Raw genomic sequence first — 14,251 nt, 5'->3', positions numbered from 1 at the left:
GTTACGCCGTGGGCGAACGATCCGGCACGATGGCTCAGATGAGACGAATCGAGCTCACTAATCCGGACGGGGGGTTCCCCGCGGAGCGGCCGGCCGGGATCGACACCCTGCCGGGACCGGATGCGGCATGACGCCGGAGACCATCGACGGGCCCGGGATCCGGCTGCGCCTGTCCCGCCTCGAGGACATCCCCGACACGATGGCCGCCTGCTCCGACCCGCTGGTCCAACACTTCCTGACGGCGCTGCCGTCGCCGTACACGGAGGCGGACGCCCGGTGGTGGATCACCGAAGGGGCGCCCGCGGCCTGGGCCAACGGCGGGGCCGCGTACGCCATCGCGGACCGCGACACGGATCGGCTCCTCGGCACGGTCGGGCTGAACGACCCGGCCCCCAGCCGCCAGGAGGCGGCGATCGGCTACTGGGTCGCCCCGTGGGCGCGGGGGCGCGGCGTCGCCACGGCGGCGACCCAGACCCTCGCCGACTGGGCGTTCGCCAACGGGATCCGCCGGCTGGAGCTCCTCACCGTCCCGGAGAACATCGCCAGCCAGCGGGTGGCGCTGGCCGCCGGCTTCCGCCCCGAGGGCGTACGCCGGTTGGCGAGCCGCGGCCGAGACGGCGAACGGGCTGATCTCCTCACCTGGGCCCGGCTCGCCGACGACCCCGCGGGGCCGGCTCCACGGTTGCTGCCGGACCTGCCCGACGGCCGACTCACCGACGGCGTGGTGGAGCTCCGGCCGCGCGGCCCGCAGCACGCGGAGGCCATGTACCACCTGCACACCCAGCCCGAGGTGGTCGCCATCCTGGTGCCGCCGGAGCCGCCGCGGCGGGCGGACGTCGAACAGAGGTGCCGGGAGGGGCAGTCCCGATGGCTCCGGGACCAGGTCGCGAACCTGGCCATCATCGACGCGAGCAGCGGGGCCACCGCCGGCATCTGCCAACTGGTCCTCGACAACCCGCAGCTCCACCAGGGCATGGTCGGCTACAGCCTGCTGCCGGCCTGGCGCGGACGCGGGTACGGCAGCCGTGCGGTCCGGCTGCTCGCCGCATGGGGATTCACCGAGGTCCGGCTCGGCCGGATCTGGGCGGACACCCACGCCGGCAACATCGCCTCGGAGCGGGTGTTGGAACGGGCCGGGTTCCGCCGGGAGGGGCGGGTGCGCGGGCGCTTCCCCGCCAGCGACGGGCACCGCACGGACAGTACGCTCTTCGGCCTGCTCCCGGGCGACCTCACCAGGGCACCCGGAGCACGCTGAGCCGCTGACCGGCCCGGTGCGCCCCGGCCCGCACCTGGGCGTCAGACGGCCAGAGAGATGATCCCGTAGTCGTAGGCATGCCGCCGGTAGACGACGCTGGGCCGACCGGACTCCTTGTCCTGGAACAGGTAGAAGTCGTGCCCGACCAGCTCCATCTGGAACAGGGCGTCGTCAATGGTCATCGGCTCGGCGGGGTGGACCTTCTCCCGGGCGATGTGCCACGGCTGGTCGTCGCGCTCCTCCTCGGCCCGCTCGGCGACCGCCGTCGCCGTGGCAGCGTCGGCGGACAGGGGTCCGGCGACGAGGTCGGTCACCGGAAGCCCGGCGGTGGCGGCGGCGACGGAGATGGGGGCGTGCCGGCCGTGGTGGACCCGACGGCGGTCGGCTGCCCGGCGCATCCGGGCGTCCAGCCGGGCGATGGCCGCATCGAGCGCGCTGTAGAAGTCGCTCGTGCCCGCCTCGGCCCGCATCACCGGACCCCGGGAAAAGCAGGTGATCTCCACCCGCTGGCAGTGGTCCGCCTGACGCGGATTGCGCTCATGGAACAGCTCGACATCAACCCGGATGATCTTGTGATCGTAGCGCTCGATCTTGGCGAGCTTCTCCGCTACGTGCACCCGGAAATGATCTGGAACTTCGACGTTCCGGCCCTTGACCACGATGTCCACGTGACCTCCCTCGTTCGGATGGTCGTTACTGCGGTACCCCGGTCGCCCCTCGGGACGGTCCCACTCGGCGTCGACCGGTCAGTGCGGCTACGCCTCCCTTCACCGCCGGGAGGTGGGAGAACTCCTCCTTCCCCCGACAGCAGAACGCTAACTCCTGTTCCGCCGACCGTCACCCCTGGTTTTCAGGACAGTCCAGGATTTTTCCTGAATCGTTCACCAAGAGGGAGAAAGAAAACACGATCGGTTACCGGTGCTGCCTCCGCTCGGTCGCCGCGAGCACCGCCGCCACCGACGGCACCCGACCGGTCGCGGTCAGCACGCGGCTCACCGCGGCGAGCGTCGAACCGGTGGTAACGATGTCGTCCACGACGACCAGCGCCGTACCCGCCGGCAGCGGCCGCCACCGGTGCCGGGTCCGAAACGCCGCGGCGGCCGACGCCGCCCGGCCCGCGCTGTCCAGAGTCACCGAGTCCGGCCGGGGCAGCGCCCGCACCGCGGAGCGGACCTCGACCGGCCAGCCGGCCCGCCGCAGCCGCTGCGCGCAGTGCCGGGCCAGCCGGCTGAGGTGGTCGCCGTAGCGGGCACGAGCCGCGGCCGGGGTGTCCGGCACCGGCACCAGCGACACCGGGCGCACCGGGCCGACCGCGACCGCCACCACCTCGGCGAGCAGCGCACCAAGCGGCCTCGCCAGCCCATGCCGGCCCTGGTCCTTGTACGCGAGCAGCACCTCGCGCAGCGGGCCCGCATAGGGCCCGAGCGCCACGCAGGGCGGCAGACCTTCCGGGGCCGGAGTCGGACGTACCGGCCTCGGTCGTAGGTCGCCCAGCGCCGCGACGCAGTCCGGGCAGACGCCCTGCCGCAGCCCGGGCCGCCGGTCTCGGCAGCCGGCGCACTCCACCGGCAGCACCAGTGCGCCAAGGTCCTGGACGACTCGGCCGAGGCCCCGCATCACGGGTCAGAAGAGCAGGAGGGGCGCGGACGGGTCGCTCGCGTGAGCATCGGTTGGCGCGATGTCCCGAACCTGGTCCGGGGTGATCCGCTTCATCGGGAAGCCCTGGTACGCCACATCGTTGGCCTCATACATCACCGTGCCGTACGGGGCCTCCGGACGCCCCGGGTACGCCGTCAGGTGCGTGACGATGGCGCCGGTGACATGCAGGTTGGTCTCCCGGGCCCCATCTACTCCGACCTCGTAGAGCACTCGTTTGCCGCCCTTCGCGCCGGCCAGAACCAGGCTGTTCTCGTCGTACCAGTCGACTGCGGTGAGCCCGGTGAGGGAGGTGCGGCTGCGGCGGGGCGGCCCGACGGCGAGCGTGTCCCCATCGTGACTTACCGCTGCCAGGTAGAGCTCGCCACCGCTGACGATCGCCAGCCGATGCCCGTCCAGGGCGGCGGCCACCGCTGTCACGCTCTCCAGGCTCAGCTGCACCAGGTCCAGCTTGGCCGCCTCGTCAAAGCGGTACAGCTGGCCGTCGGCGACGACCAGGCCGACCGGCCGCTGCGGTTGCGCCGACCGTAGCCAGAGCGGGCGGCTCATCGTCCGGAACGTCTCCTGACTCACCGCGAACGCGGTGAGGGGGGCGGAGCCGACCTCCACCGCGAGTCGTTGCTGCCCGCCCCCGGCATCGACCGTGAGTGCCGCGAGAGTACGTTGGCCCGAGCGACTGAGCCCGGCCGAGAGCACCTTCTCGTTCGCGGCCGGCGCCACTGGCACCGCCGCTGGGCCGAGGGAACGGATCGCCCCCTCGTAGATGCAGAAGGGCTGCGGGAGGGATTCGACCTGATAAACCGGATTCAGCCTCCGGTGCTGCCCCATATCCTCGATGGTCAACTGCGACTGGTTGCGGATCTTCAACTCGAGCTGCCCGGTCAACTCCGGCAACGACCACACGAGCTGGGTGGCGAGCAGCCTCAGCCGGTCGCGGTCCGCACCGGTCATGTCCAGGTTGACCTCCCAACGATCGTCCGTCCGGGTGGCGTTGTTGATCAGATTGGTGCCGTCTGGCAACCCGCTGATCGCCCGCTTCAGCCAGGCGGAGTGGCCTCCGACCAGCCACCGGACCACCTCACTGACCAGTCGGTCCTCGGGCACGGCGCGGGCCAGGTAGCGCTGGTCCGGCACCAGGCGTAGCCGGTCGGAACTCCAGAAGTAGACGGTCCAGGGCTTGTAGTACTCCTGCAGCGCCTCGACGCTGAGTAGGAGCACGTTTGGCGGGTCCGTCACAAACCACTCGACCTCGTCCCCGCCCTCCGGCGAGAACGGGCTCAGCCCGAACTCGTACGTCTCGGGGGTGGCCTCCGGTGGCGCCAGCACCCCATCGGCGGTCAGCTGCCCGACCTGCTGCACCGTGAGGGTGACCTGGATCTTCTCCGGCCCGGGGACGATGACCGGCTCCTCGACCAGCCGCACCACGGTCAGCGCGATCTCGCTCCCCTCCTTCTGCGGCAGCCGGGCTCGCTCCTCCGGGACGACGAACTCGCTGACCCGGTCGTACGCCCCATCCGGCTCCCCGGCCGCGGCAGCGAGGAAGTAGTCGACGAACTCCTCCCGGCTGTCCGCCGCGGTACGAGACGGCGGCGCGGACCGGCCCCCGCTACTCGTACCCGTCTCGGCCGCCGGTCCGGGACCCTCGATGCGCACCTCGGTCTGGCCTGGGATCCCGCAACCGGCCGCGGTGACGAGAAGGACGCCACCGAGCAGGCCACCGAGTATCTGACGGCTCACGACCGGACCTCCGCACCGTCGACCGGTGCGGGACCCACTGCCAGCGCCCCCGCACTGCCCTGACCGATGGCGAGCAACCCGCCCTCGCGTGGGCCGCCGCACGGCAGCTGCGCGTCGCCGGGAACCAGTCGCAGCGGCGAGGAGGTCAGCCGGTCACCGGCCCGCGCCGGCAGGGTGAGCCGGAACTGAGCCCCCTGCCCTGGCGCGCCCCACGCCTCCAGCCACCCGCGGTGCAGCCGGGCGTCCTCAAGGCTGATCGACAGGCCCAACCCGGTGCCCCCGGTCTGTCGGGCCCGCGACGGGTCGGCCCGCCAGAACCGGTTGAAAATCAACTTCTCCTCCCCGGGTTTGAGCCCCAACCCGCGGTCGCGCACGGTGACCGCCACCGCGGTCTCGTCCGCCCCCAGGGTGATGCGTACCGGCTTACCCTCGCCGTGCTCGACGGCGTTGCCGACCAGGTTCCGCAGGACCCGTTCGACGCGACGTGGGTCAACTTCGGCGATGACCGGGCCCCCCGGCAGATCCAGCTCGACGGTGACCCCGACCCGCTCGGCGAGAGAAGCCAGCCGACCCACCACCCGGTGCACGACCGGCACCAGGTCGGTGGGTTCGGCGTCCAGGGCGGCGAAGCCGGCGTCGAATCGACTGATCTCCAAGAGGTCGGTCAACAGCTCCTCGAACCGATCCAGCTCCGTCTGGAGCAGCTCGGCGCTCCGGGCCACGGCCGGGTCGAACTCATCCCGTTCGGCGAAGATCAAATCTGCGGCCATCCGGACCGTGGTCAACGGAGTCCGCAGCTCGTGCGAGACATCCGAGGTGAAGCGGCGTTGCAGCCGCGACATCTCCTCCAACCGGAGGATCTGCCGTTGCAGGTTGGTCGCCATCTGGTTGAAGGACTCGGCGAGCAGCGCCAGATCGTCCTCGCCGTTGACCGCCATCCGCTGGTCGAGCAGGCCGGCGGAGAGGCGTTGCGCGGTCCGGGCGGCCACCCGGACCGGCGTCACCACCAGCCGGGTCACCAGGGCGGCGAGCAGCCCGAGCAGTACCACCAGGGCGAGACCGGTCCCGACCACGGTCGCCCGGGCGTCGGCTGCGGTCTCGTCCTGCCGGGTCAACGGAACGAGGTAGTAGAGCTCGACCTGACCGAACTGGGTCGGCACCGGAGAGCCGTAGGCCAGATACTTCGTATCGGTCTCGCCGAGGCGGCCGGTACTGATCTGACTGGCGACCTCACCCCCGGCGACGGTGGCGCGCAGCTCCGGGCTGATCAACGAATTGAGGTTGCTCACCACCGGGGCGGTTCGGGTTTGGATCACTCCTTCGGCGTTGTCCGCGATCAGGGCGACCACCACCCCCGTCGCCTGCTGGGGGTCGCCGCCGGCCAGATAGTTCACCGTCCCGTCAACGGTCTCCTGGAACTGCGCCTCCTCCGGCTTGTGGTAGAACCCGAGCTGTTTCGCCGCGTACGCCGCACCGCTGTTCAGCCGGGTCTGCACATCGGTCTCGGCGTTCTCCAGCAGGATGCTGGTGATCTTGTCTGCGATGAGGTAAGCGAAGCCACCGACCAGCAGGCTGGAGGCCAGGAGCGTGATGGTCACCACCCGCAGCTGCAACGAGCGCCGCCAGGCCTGGTGCAGCCCGGCGACCAGTCGCGTGCCGCACGCGCCCACGGCACGCCACAGCTCCCCGACGGCGAGGCGACGCGGGGAGCCGGTCGTGGTGGGATCGGGAACCAGGGAGTCGGCCACAGTGTGGCCAGGTTATCCGGTACCCGCCTTGTAGCCCACGCCGCGCACGGTGAGGATGATTTCCGGCCGCTCCGGATCTGGCTCGATCTTGGCCCGGAGCCGCTGGACGTGCACGTTGACCAGGCGGGTGTCGGCGGCATGCCGGTACCCCCAGACCTGTTCCAACAAGACCTCCCGCGTGAAGACCTGCCGCGGCTTACGGGCGAGCGCGACCAGCAGGTCGAACTCCAACGGCGTGAGCTTCACCTCCTCGCCGTTGCGGCTGACGGTATGCGCCGGCACGTCGATGGTGATCTGGTTGCCCGGGGGACCGATGGTGAGCAACTCGGGGGCGGCATCCTCACCCCGGCGTAGCCGGGCCCGCATCCGGGCCACCAGCTCCTTCGGCTTGAACGGCTTCACCACGTAGTCGTCCGCCCCGGACTCCAGCCCCAGGACGACATCAACCGTGTCGCTCTTGGCAGTCAGCATGACGATCGGTACACCCGACTCGCCCCGGATCGACCGGGCCACGTCGATGCCACTCATGCCCGGCAGCATGAGGTCGAGCAGCACGATGTCCGGCCGGTTCTCCCGGAACGCGGCCAGGGCACGTTCGCCATCGGCCACGAACGAGGGCAGGAAGCCCTCGCTGCGCAGGACGATGCCCAGCATCTCGGCGAGGGCGGGGTCATCGTCAACCACCAGTACCCGAGCTCTCATGGGATTAATCTTCCATCCCCATCTCCGTCATGGGATCCACGTCCGCCTCCGGGGCGGGATCCACCGTCCGCTGGCGTCGATGCCGTCGGCCGTCGTCACGCAGCACCCCACGGCCGGGACGTCACCGCCGGCCACGCGGGTCAGCTGATCGGACCAGTCTGCCACCATGATCCCTGGGGGTGCCCACCGGCGCCAGCACCGAAGAGGCATTTCTGTACGCACGCGGGGCTGACCACGTGATGCCGCAGCCGCCGGGGGCTGGCCGGCCCCGCCCATCGGGTGGGGCCGGCCAGCACACGAGTTCACACCCTTCGGGGCGCGACTCAGTAGCGGTAGTGGTCCGGCTTGAACGGACCCTCCTGCTGCACCCCGAGGTACGCCGCCTGCTCCTTGGTCAAGGTCGACAACCGCGCACCCAACGCGTCCAGGTGCAGCCGCGCGACCTTCTCGTCCAGGTGCTTCGGCAGCACGTGCACGCCCGTCGGGTACTCGTCGGTCTTCGTGAACAGCTCGATCTGAGCGATCGTCTGGTCGGCGAAGCTGTTGGACATCACGAACGACGGGTGGCCGGTGGCGTTGCCCAGGTTCAGCAGCCGCCCCTCCGAGAGCACGATCACCGCGTGCCCGTCATCGAACCGCCACACATCCACCTGCGGCTTGACGTTCTCCCGCGTCACATCCGTCCGACGCGCCAGCCCCGCCATGTCGATCTCATTGTCGAAGTGGCCGATGTTACCCACGATCGCCTGGTGCTTCATCCGCGCCATGTGCTCGTTGGTAATCACATCGAAGCACCCGGTCGCCGTGATGAAGATATCGGCGGTCTCCACCACGTCTTCCACCGTGGCAACCTGGTAACCATCCATCGCCGCCTGGAGCGCACAGATCGGGTCGATCTCGGCCACCACCACGCGGGCGCCCTGGCCACGCAGCGATTCCGCGCACCCCTTGCCCACGTCGCCGTAGCCGATGACCACCGCGACCTTGCCACCGATCAGCACATCGGTGGCCCGGTTGATCCCATCGACCAACGAATGCCGACACCCATACCGGTTGTCGAACTTGCTCTTCGTTACCGCATCATTAACATTGATCGCCGGGAACAGCAGCGAGCCCGCCCGGTGCATCTCATACAAACGGTGCACACCCGTGGTCGTCTCCTCCGTCACGCCACGGATGCCGCTCGCCAACCGGGTCCACTTTCCGCCGTCGCGCTCCAGCGACCGACGCAGCAGGTCAAGGAACACCGTGAATTCTTCGCTGTCGCTGGCGTCCGCCGCCGGCACCGCACCGGCCCGCTCGAACTCGACGCCCTTGTGCACCAGCATTGTGGCGTCGCCACCATCGTCGAGGATCATGTTCAGACCCTCGTCACCCGGCCAGGTCAGCGCCTGCTCGGTGCACCACCAGTACTCCTCCAGCGACTCGCCCTTCCAGGCGAAGACCGGCACTCCCGCCGGCGCCTCCGGGGTGCCCTCCGGACCCACCACCACGGCGGCAGCGGCATGGTCCTGGGTGGAGAAGATGTTGCACGACGCCCACCGGACCTGTGCTCCCAACACCACCAACGTCTCGATCAACACGGCCGTCTGCACAGTCATGTGCAGTGAACCCGAAATCCGCGCACCAGCCAACGGCCGCGACTGCCCAAACTCCTGCCGAAGCGCCATCAAGCCCGGCATCTCATGCTCCGCGAGCCGAATCTCCTTGCGCCCAAACGCAGCAAGCGACAGGTCCGCAACCTTGTAGTCACCGTCGGAGACGGTGGTGGGCTGGGACGTCCCGCTGGCGGACGCCGGAAGGGTGCTGGTCATGAAGTACTCCTGTCGACGATGTGCAGCGCGATAAACACCTTACGCGCGCGTAGCGGTCGACCGCGCCCCTCCCCGGACAGCGCACGAGGCGGTCGACCCCGGGAGGAAAGCTCCGTCCCTGGTCCGACCGCCCCGCACATCCCCCCGGTTTAGTTCCCCACACGCCCCCGAGACCGTCGTCGCGACAACGCTGTGCGCTTAAAGAGTCACACTGTGGTCCAGGCGAGTCAAGCTATTCCGGAAAAGTCGGACTTGCGTGTTACTGGAGTGCGGCTCAGCGCAGCCCGGCACTCGCCACGTACGCCTCGCCCGTACCCGCGATCCGCAGCTCACCGGCGGCTGCCGGACTCACCGCCGCCTGCCCCGGCCCCAGTTCCACCGAGCCGGCACCATCGTCCACGGTGAGGGCGCCGGCACCGCAGAGCACCACCCGCGGCCCGACCAGCGGCACCGTCACCTCCGGCTGATCCGGGCCCACCTGCACCTGGTACAACGCGAAGTCGTCCACCGGCACCGGCCAGCAGACCACGCCGGGCGCGACCGGTACCGCCCGCACCACCGGGTCGTCCAACACCTCGAATCGCAGCACCCGCAGGAGCTCCTCGACGTCGATCCGCTTTGGCGTCAACCCCCCGCGCAACACGTTGTCGCTCGCCGCCATGATCTCGACGCCGGTGCCGCGCAGGTACGCGTGCAGGTTCCCGGCCGGCATCCAGATCGCCTCCCCCGGCGCGATCCGCACCCAGTTGAGCAGCAGCGCCACCAGCACGCCGGGGTCGCCCGGGTAGCTGTCGGCGAGTGACCGGGCCAGCCGTGCGTCCGGACTCTCCACCGCCGCCGACGCCACCGCCGCCACCAGCCCGGCGCGCTGATCGGTAGGGAAGGTCAACAGGAGACGAACCGCGTCGGCGAGCCCTGCCGCTCCCGTCCGCAGGGCGGCCACCACCGGCTCCAGCGACGGTACGCCGAAAGCGGCAAGCACCTCCGCGGACTCTGCCGGATCACGGAACCCGCAGAGCGCCTCCATCGGGGTCAGCGCCACCAGCAGCTCCGGCTTGTGGAACGGGTCCACGTAGTTACGCTGCCCCGCCTCCCGCGCCGCGTCGGCGGCGTGGCCGGCGCGGGCCTGCTCCGGGTCAGGATGGGCCTGAAGACTGAGCGGCGCGTCGGCGGCGAGGACCTTGAGCAGGAACGGCAGCCGAACGCCGAACCGATCAACGACCTGCTGGCCCAACCAGTGCCCCGGCTCGGCCGACAACAACTCGACCAGACTGACCCGGGTCCCGTCCCGGTCCACGCTGGCCGGTGCGCCCGGATGCGCGCCCAACCACAGCTCCGCCTCCGGCTCCGGACTCGGCGTAGGTCGCCCCTGAAGGGTGGCGATCGCCGAGCGTGAGCCCCAGGCATAGTTTCGGATCGGCCCGTACAACAATTCCATGGGTCAACCCCCAGACAGCCCGACGTTCGCGCCGGGTTCACTTTCGGTCCGCTCAGCACCAGACGCGACGAAGACGTCCGGCTCCAGATAGATCACCCGGGCGATCGGCACGGCGGCGCGGACCCTTGCCTCCACCGCGTTGATACCCCGGGCCAGCGCCTCGGCGCTGCCAACCGAGGTGACGGCGACCTTCGCCGCCACCATCAGCTCCTCGGGGCCGAGGTAGAGCGTCTTCATGTGAATGATTCGCTCGACCTCTCCACCGGCGGTCATCGCCTTCTCGATCGCCTCGACCTCGTGCGCCTCGGCGCCCTCACCGAGGAGCAGGCTCTTGGTCTCGATGGCGAGGATGACCGCGATCACCACCAGCAGAACACCGATCATCGCGGTACCGGCGGCGTCCCACCGGCCATCCTTGGTGACCAGGGTCATGCCGACCCCGAAGAGCGCGAAGATCAGACCGACCAGCGCACCCAGATCCTCCAGGAGCACCACCGGCAGCTCGGGAGCCTTGGCCCGTCGGACGAACCGCACCCAGGACTGCTTTCCACGGACGCGATTCGACTCCTCGATCGCGGTCCGAAAAGAAAACGTCTCCATGACGATAGCGCTCACCAGGACAACGACCGGGACCCACTGCCAGCTCTCGATGCCCTCCGGGTGCGACCACTTGTGGTACGCCTCGTACAGGGCGAAGAGGCCACCAACACTGAACAGGACAATGGAGACAATGAACGCGTAAATGTAGCGTTCCCGGCCGTACCCGAACGGGTGCTGTGGGGTCGCGGCACGCCTCGCCCGCCGCCCACCAAGCAGCAGCAGGCCCTGGTTGCCGGCGTCTGCGACCGAGTGGATCGATTCGGCCAGCATCGACGACGAGCCGGTCAGCACGAAGGCGATGAACTTCGTTACCGCAATACCCGTGTTGGCCAACAGCGCGGCGATGATTGCCCGTGTCCCACCACTGGCGCTCACGCCGCGGCCCCACTTCGCTGGGCTGCGGCGCCCCTACCTGCGCTCACTGACTGGCCAACTCCTTCATCTCGGTGACCGCGGGAACGGCCATCGGATCCAGGCCATGCGCCAGCGCGAGATAGATCGAGGCGAAGTCCGGCACCGCGATCAGCGAGGCGAGCCGCTCCAGGGCCGAGCCGCCTTCGGCGGTGACCACGTCCGCGCGCACCCCCCGCCGCTCGGCGAGGGTCTGCACCGCGTCCGCGCGCCGCTCCTCCACCGCGAGCGGCTCGTCGGCGTCGTCCTCCGGATTGAGGCCACCGTCGCGCAGCAGCACCAGCCGCAGCCGGGTCCCCACCGCCGTCGTCAGGTCGGGATCGGCGAAAATGTCCCGCTCCCCCTCCGCCAGCCCGCCGAAGACCCCGTCGAGCAGGCCGACCCGGCCGCGACCGGCCTCACCCAGCGCCCCGGAGACAACCGGATACCGGGCATTCGCCGAGAGGGTGTCGCCGAAGCGGCGCGCCGCGACGGTGGCCAGTGGTGACGACCCCCAGACGATCGGGATCGAGCCGGCCAGACCCAACGCGAGGGACTTGGCCGGATTGACGAAGGACTCGGCGGACGGCCGACACCGATCAGCCTCGGCGTCCAGTCGAGCGGCGGTCTCCGCCAGATCCGCCTCGTTGACCTTGACCAGACCGAGCATCCGGGCGGCCAGCAGCACCGGCACGGTCAGCGCCCAGAGACTCGCTCGCGCCGGGGCCCGTCGGGGTACCGGAATGAACGGCGCACGGGCCCGCTCCGCGACCGACTGTAGCCGGGAGTCCGGGGCACCGACCGCGACCAGCCGGGCACCCCGCCGATGGGCCGCCTCGGCCGCACCGAGCGCCTCCGGGCTACGGCCGGAGGCGCTGACCGCGATCACCACGTCGGCGGCGCCCACCCAGCCGGGCACGCCGGCACTGCGATGTGGGATCACCGGGACCGGACAGCGCGGCCCGGCGACCGTCGCCAGCACGTCACCGGTCCGCCCGGCCGTGCCGATACCCGCGATGACCACCGCGCGCGGGCGCCCCTCGTCGGCCAACACCGACAGGTTGGCCTCGGCGGCGAGGGCGGCCGACTCGCGGACCTGCGCCCCGCCGGACGCGATGTGCCGCAGCATCCCACCCGGATCCCGCTCAGCGAGCGCCTTCAGATCATCCAGCAGAGCCTCGTCGACTTCCCGGTGGCCACTGACCCCGGCCGTACCGTCGATCACGACCGCTCCGCCGGGCCGCCGCGCGCCTCATCCAGCAGGAGCACCGGCACATCGTCGCGGACCTCGAAGATCCGGCCGCACTCGGTGCAGGTGAGCGTCTGCGCCCCGGCGTCATAGTCGAGTGGGGCATGGTGTGTGTCCGGGCAGGCGAGAATCTCCAGCAACTGCGGATCCAGGGCCACGGCGCGGCTCCTTCCACCTCTGGGCTACCGGTCGGTGGCGCCCGACCGGCGCACGGGATCTTATCGGCGAACCCGGTCGAGCACCGCATCGCGGAGCGAGGCCATGCGTTCCCGGGTCGGGGCTTCGACGTTGAGCCGCAGCAACGGCTCGGTGTTGGAGGCCCGTAGGTTGAACCAGGCACGGTCGGCGAAACGCAGGGTGAGGCCATCGGTTTCGTCGACTTCCGCGTCCGGGTACGCGGCCCGTACCTCGGCCACCCGCGCCGCCTGGTCTTCCACCGTAGAGTTGATCTCGCCGGAGGCGACGTACCGCTCGTACTCTCCGGCCAGCACCGACAGCGGCAACGACTGCTCGCCCAGTGCTGCCAACGTGTGCATCGCGGCGAGCATCCCGGTGTCGGCGAACCAGAAGTCCCGGAAGTAGTAGTGCGCGGAGTGCTCACCGCCGAAGATGGCATTGGTCCTGGCCATTTCGGCCTTGATGAACGAGTGCCCAACCCGGGACCGGACCGGCTGCCCACCGTTCTCCTGGATTATCTCCGGCACGGCAGCCGAGGTGATCAGGTTGTGAATCACCGTCGAGCCGGGGTGCTTGGCCAGCTCCCGAGTGGCGACCAGCGCGGTGATCGCCGACGGGGACACCGGCTCCCCTCGCTCGTCCACCACAAAGCAGCGGTCAGCGTCGCCGTCGAACGCCAGGCCGAGGTCCGCCCCCCCGGCCCGCACCGCCCGTTGCAGATCGACCAGGTTCTTCGGATCCAGCGGGTTCGCCTCGTGGTGGGGAAAGGTGCCGTCCAGCTCGAAGTAGAGCGGCACAATCTCCAGCGGCAACGCTGCCAGCGCGGCATCGCCGAGCACCGTCGGGACCGTGTAGCCGCCCATGCCGTTACCGGCATCCACCACGACCTTCAACGGTCGAATCCGGGTCAGGTCAACCAGCTTGCGCAGGTACGCCGCGTAGTCCGTGAGCAGATCGCGCTGCTGGGCCGGTGCGCTCGGCGAACCCGCCGGCCGGGCATCATCCGCCTCCAGCAGCGCCTGGGCCCGCGCCCGGATCTCCGCCAGGCCACTGTCCTGCCCGATCGGGCGGGCTCCCGCGCGGCACATCTTGATGCCGTTGTACTCGGCCGGGTTGTGACTCGCCGTGAACATCGCCCCCGGCAGGTCGAGCGACCCAGAGGCGTAGTACAGCATGTCGGTCGAGGCCAGGCCCAGCTCGATGACCGCCCGGCCGGTGGCCCGGACTCCGCTGGCGAAGGCTGCCGCGAGCCCGGGGCCGCTGTCCCGCATGTCGTGCGCGATCAGCACCGCGTCGCCGGACTCCCCGCCAACGTTCAGAACCTGGGCAAAGGCGGCACCGAGCGCCGCGGCGACCTGCTCGTCCCACTGGTGCGGCACCACCCCACGCACGTCGTAGGCCTTCACGATCTGGGACAGGTCAGTCACCGTGCTCCGCTCCTCGCGCTGGCGTCGTCAACGGCCTGAGCGTATCGGAGCACGGAGG

General features: G+C 70.2%; 12 protein-coding genes. 1 reads left to right on the top strand and 11 read right to left on the bottom strand.

Annotated elements, in window-relative coordinates; translation table 11 throughout:
• Positions 1-127: 127 nt before the first annotated feature.
• The gene (locus tag AC1UKG_RS04715) at positions 128-1,255 is read left to right on the top strand and encodes a GNAT family N-acetyltransferase (RefSeq protein ID WP_482641809.1); all 1,128 of its coding nucleotides are present in this window, start codon (positions 128-130) and stop codon (positions 1,253-1,255) included.
• A 41-nt stretch (positions 1,256-1,296) separates the two neighbouring features.
• On the opposite strand, the gene hpf is transcribed toward AC1UKG_RS04715, so the two are convergent.
• From hpf to AC1UKG_RS04660, 11 genes are all read right to left on the bottom strand, one after another.
• Positions 1,297-1,923, bottom strand: a complete 627-nt coding sequence (hpf, locus tag AC1UKG_RS04710) for a ribosome hibernation-promoting factor, HPF/YfiA family (protein ID WP_018729665.1) — start codon at positions 1,921-1,923, stop codon at positions 1,297-1,299.
• Between the two features lie 244 nt (positions 1,924-2,167).
• Complete coding sequence (locus tag AC1UKG_RS04705) at positions 2,168-2,872, bottom strand: ComF family protein (RefSeq protein WP_475888828.1); 705 nt, start codon at positions 2,870-2,872, stop codon at positions 2,168-2,170.
• Between the two features lie 6 nt (positions 2,873-2,878).
• Positions 2,879-4,648 carry an LpqB family beta-propeller domain-containing protein gene (locus AC1UKG_RS04700; protein ID WP_482641810.1) on the bottom strand — a complete coding sequence of 590 codons (1,770 nt, stop codon included), beginning with the start codon at positions 4,646-4,648 and terminating at the stop codon, positions 2,879-2,881.
• Entirely contained in the window at positions 4,645-6,318 is a 1,674-nt protein-coding gene (gene mtrB / locus AC1UKG_RS04695; RefSeq protein WP_026325077.1) for an MtrAB system histidine kinase MtrB, read from the bottom strand. Before mtrB ends, AC1UKG_RS04700 begins: the two co-directional genes overlap by 4 nt.
• Before the next feature lie 90 nt (positions 6,319-6,408).
• Entirely contained in the window at positions 6,409-7,098 is a 690-nt protein-coding gene (gene mtrA, locus AC1UKG_RS04690) for an MtrAB system response regulator MtrA (protein WP_011904877.1), read from the bottom strand.
• A 323-nt stretch (positions 7,099-7,421) separates the two neighbouring features.
• Positions 7,422-8,912, bottom strand: coding sequence for an adenosylhomocysteinase (ahcY, locus tag AC1UKG_RS04685; RefSeq protein WP_018729660.1), 1,491 nt, complete (start codon positions 8,910-8,912; stop codon positions 7,422-7,424).
• A gap of 274 nt (positions 8,913-9,186) precedes the next feature.
• Complete coding sequence (gene manA / locus AC1UKG_RS04680; RefSeq protein WP_018742092.1) at positions 9,187-10,350, bottom strand: mannose-6-phosphate isomerase, class I; 1,164 nt, start codon at positions 10,348-10,350, stop codon at positions 9,187-9,189.
• 3 nt (positions 10,351-10,353) lie between these two features.
• Positions 10,354-11,325 carry a cation diffusion facilitator family transporter gene (locus AC1UKG_RS04675; protein ID WP_482641811.1) on the bottom strand — a complete coding sequence of 324 codons (972 nt, stop codon included), beginning with the start codon at positions 11,323-11,325 and terminating at the stop codon, positions 10,354-10,356.
• A gap of 43 nt (positions 11,326-11,368) precedes the next feature.
• Complete coding sequence (locus tag AC1UKG_RS04670; protein WP_018742090.1) at positions 11,369-12,565, bottom strand: SIS domain-containing protein; 1,197 nt, start codon at positions 12,563-12,565, stop codon at positions 11,369-11,371.
• A complete protein-coding gene (locus tag AC1UKG_RS04665; protein ID WP_018254105.1) occupies positions 12,562-12,747 on the bottom strand; it encodes a Trm112 family protein in 186 nt (61 codons plus the stop codon). Before AC1UKG_RS04665 ends, AC1UKG_RS04670 begins: the two co-directional genes overlap by 4 nt.
• 60 nt (positions 12,748-12,807) lie before the next feature.
• Positions 12,808-14,193, bottom strand: coding sequence for a phosphomannomutase/phosphoglucomutase (locus AC1UKG_RS04660; RefSeq protein WP_482641812.1), 1,386 nt, complete (start codon positions 14,191-14,193; stop codon positions 12,808-12,810).
• Positions 14,194-14,251: the final 58 nt, after the last annotated feature.

The organism is Salinispora sp. CH2A1_6 (assembly GCF_056820975.1).
Note: the sequence above shows the minus strand (reverse complement) of the source record. Positions and strands in the feature narration are given on the sequence as shown.

Bases quoted from the DNA above. Each gene is read 5' to 3' on its own strand.
- AC1UKG_RS04715 (WP_482641809.1), top strand. From the start codon at position 128: ATGACGCCGGAGACCATCGACGGGCCCGGGATCCGGCTGCGCCTGTCC.
- AC1UKG_RS04705 (WP_475888828.1), bottom strand. From the start codon at position 2,872: ATGCGGGGCCTCGGCCGAGTCGTCCAGGACCTTGGCGCACTGGTGCTG.
- mtrA (WP_011904877.1), bottom strand. From the start codon at position 7,098: ATGAGAGCTCGGGTACTGGTGGTTGACGATGACCCCGCCCTCGCCGAG.
- ahcY (WP_018729660.1), bottom strand. From the start codon at position 8,912: ATGACCAGCACCCTTCCGGCGTCCGCCAGCGGGACGTCCCAGCCCACC.
- manA (WP_018742092.1), bottom strand. From the start codon at position 10,350: ATGGAATTGTTGTACGGGCCGATCCGAAACTATGCCTGGGGCTCACGC.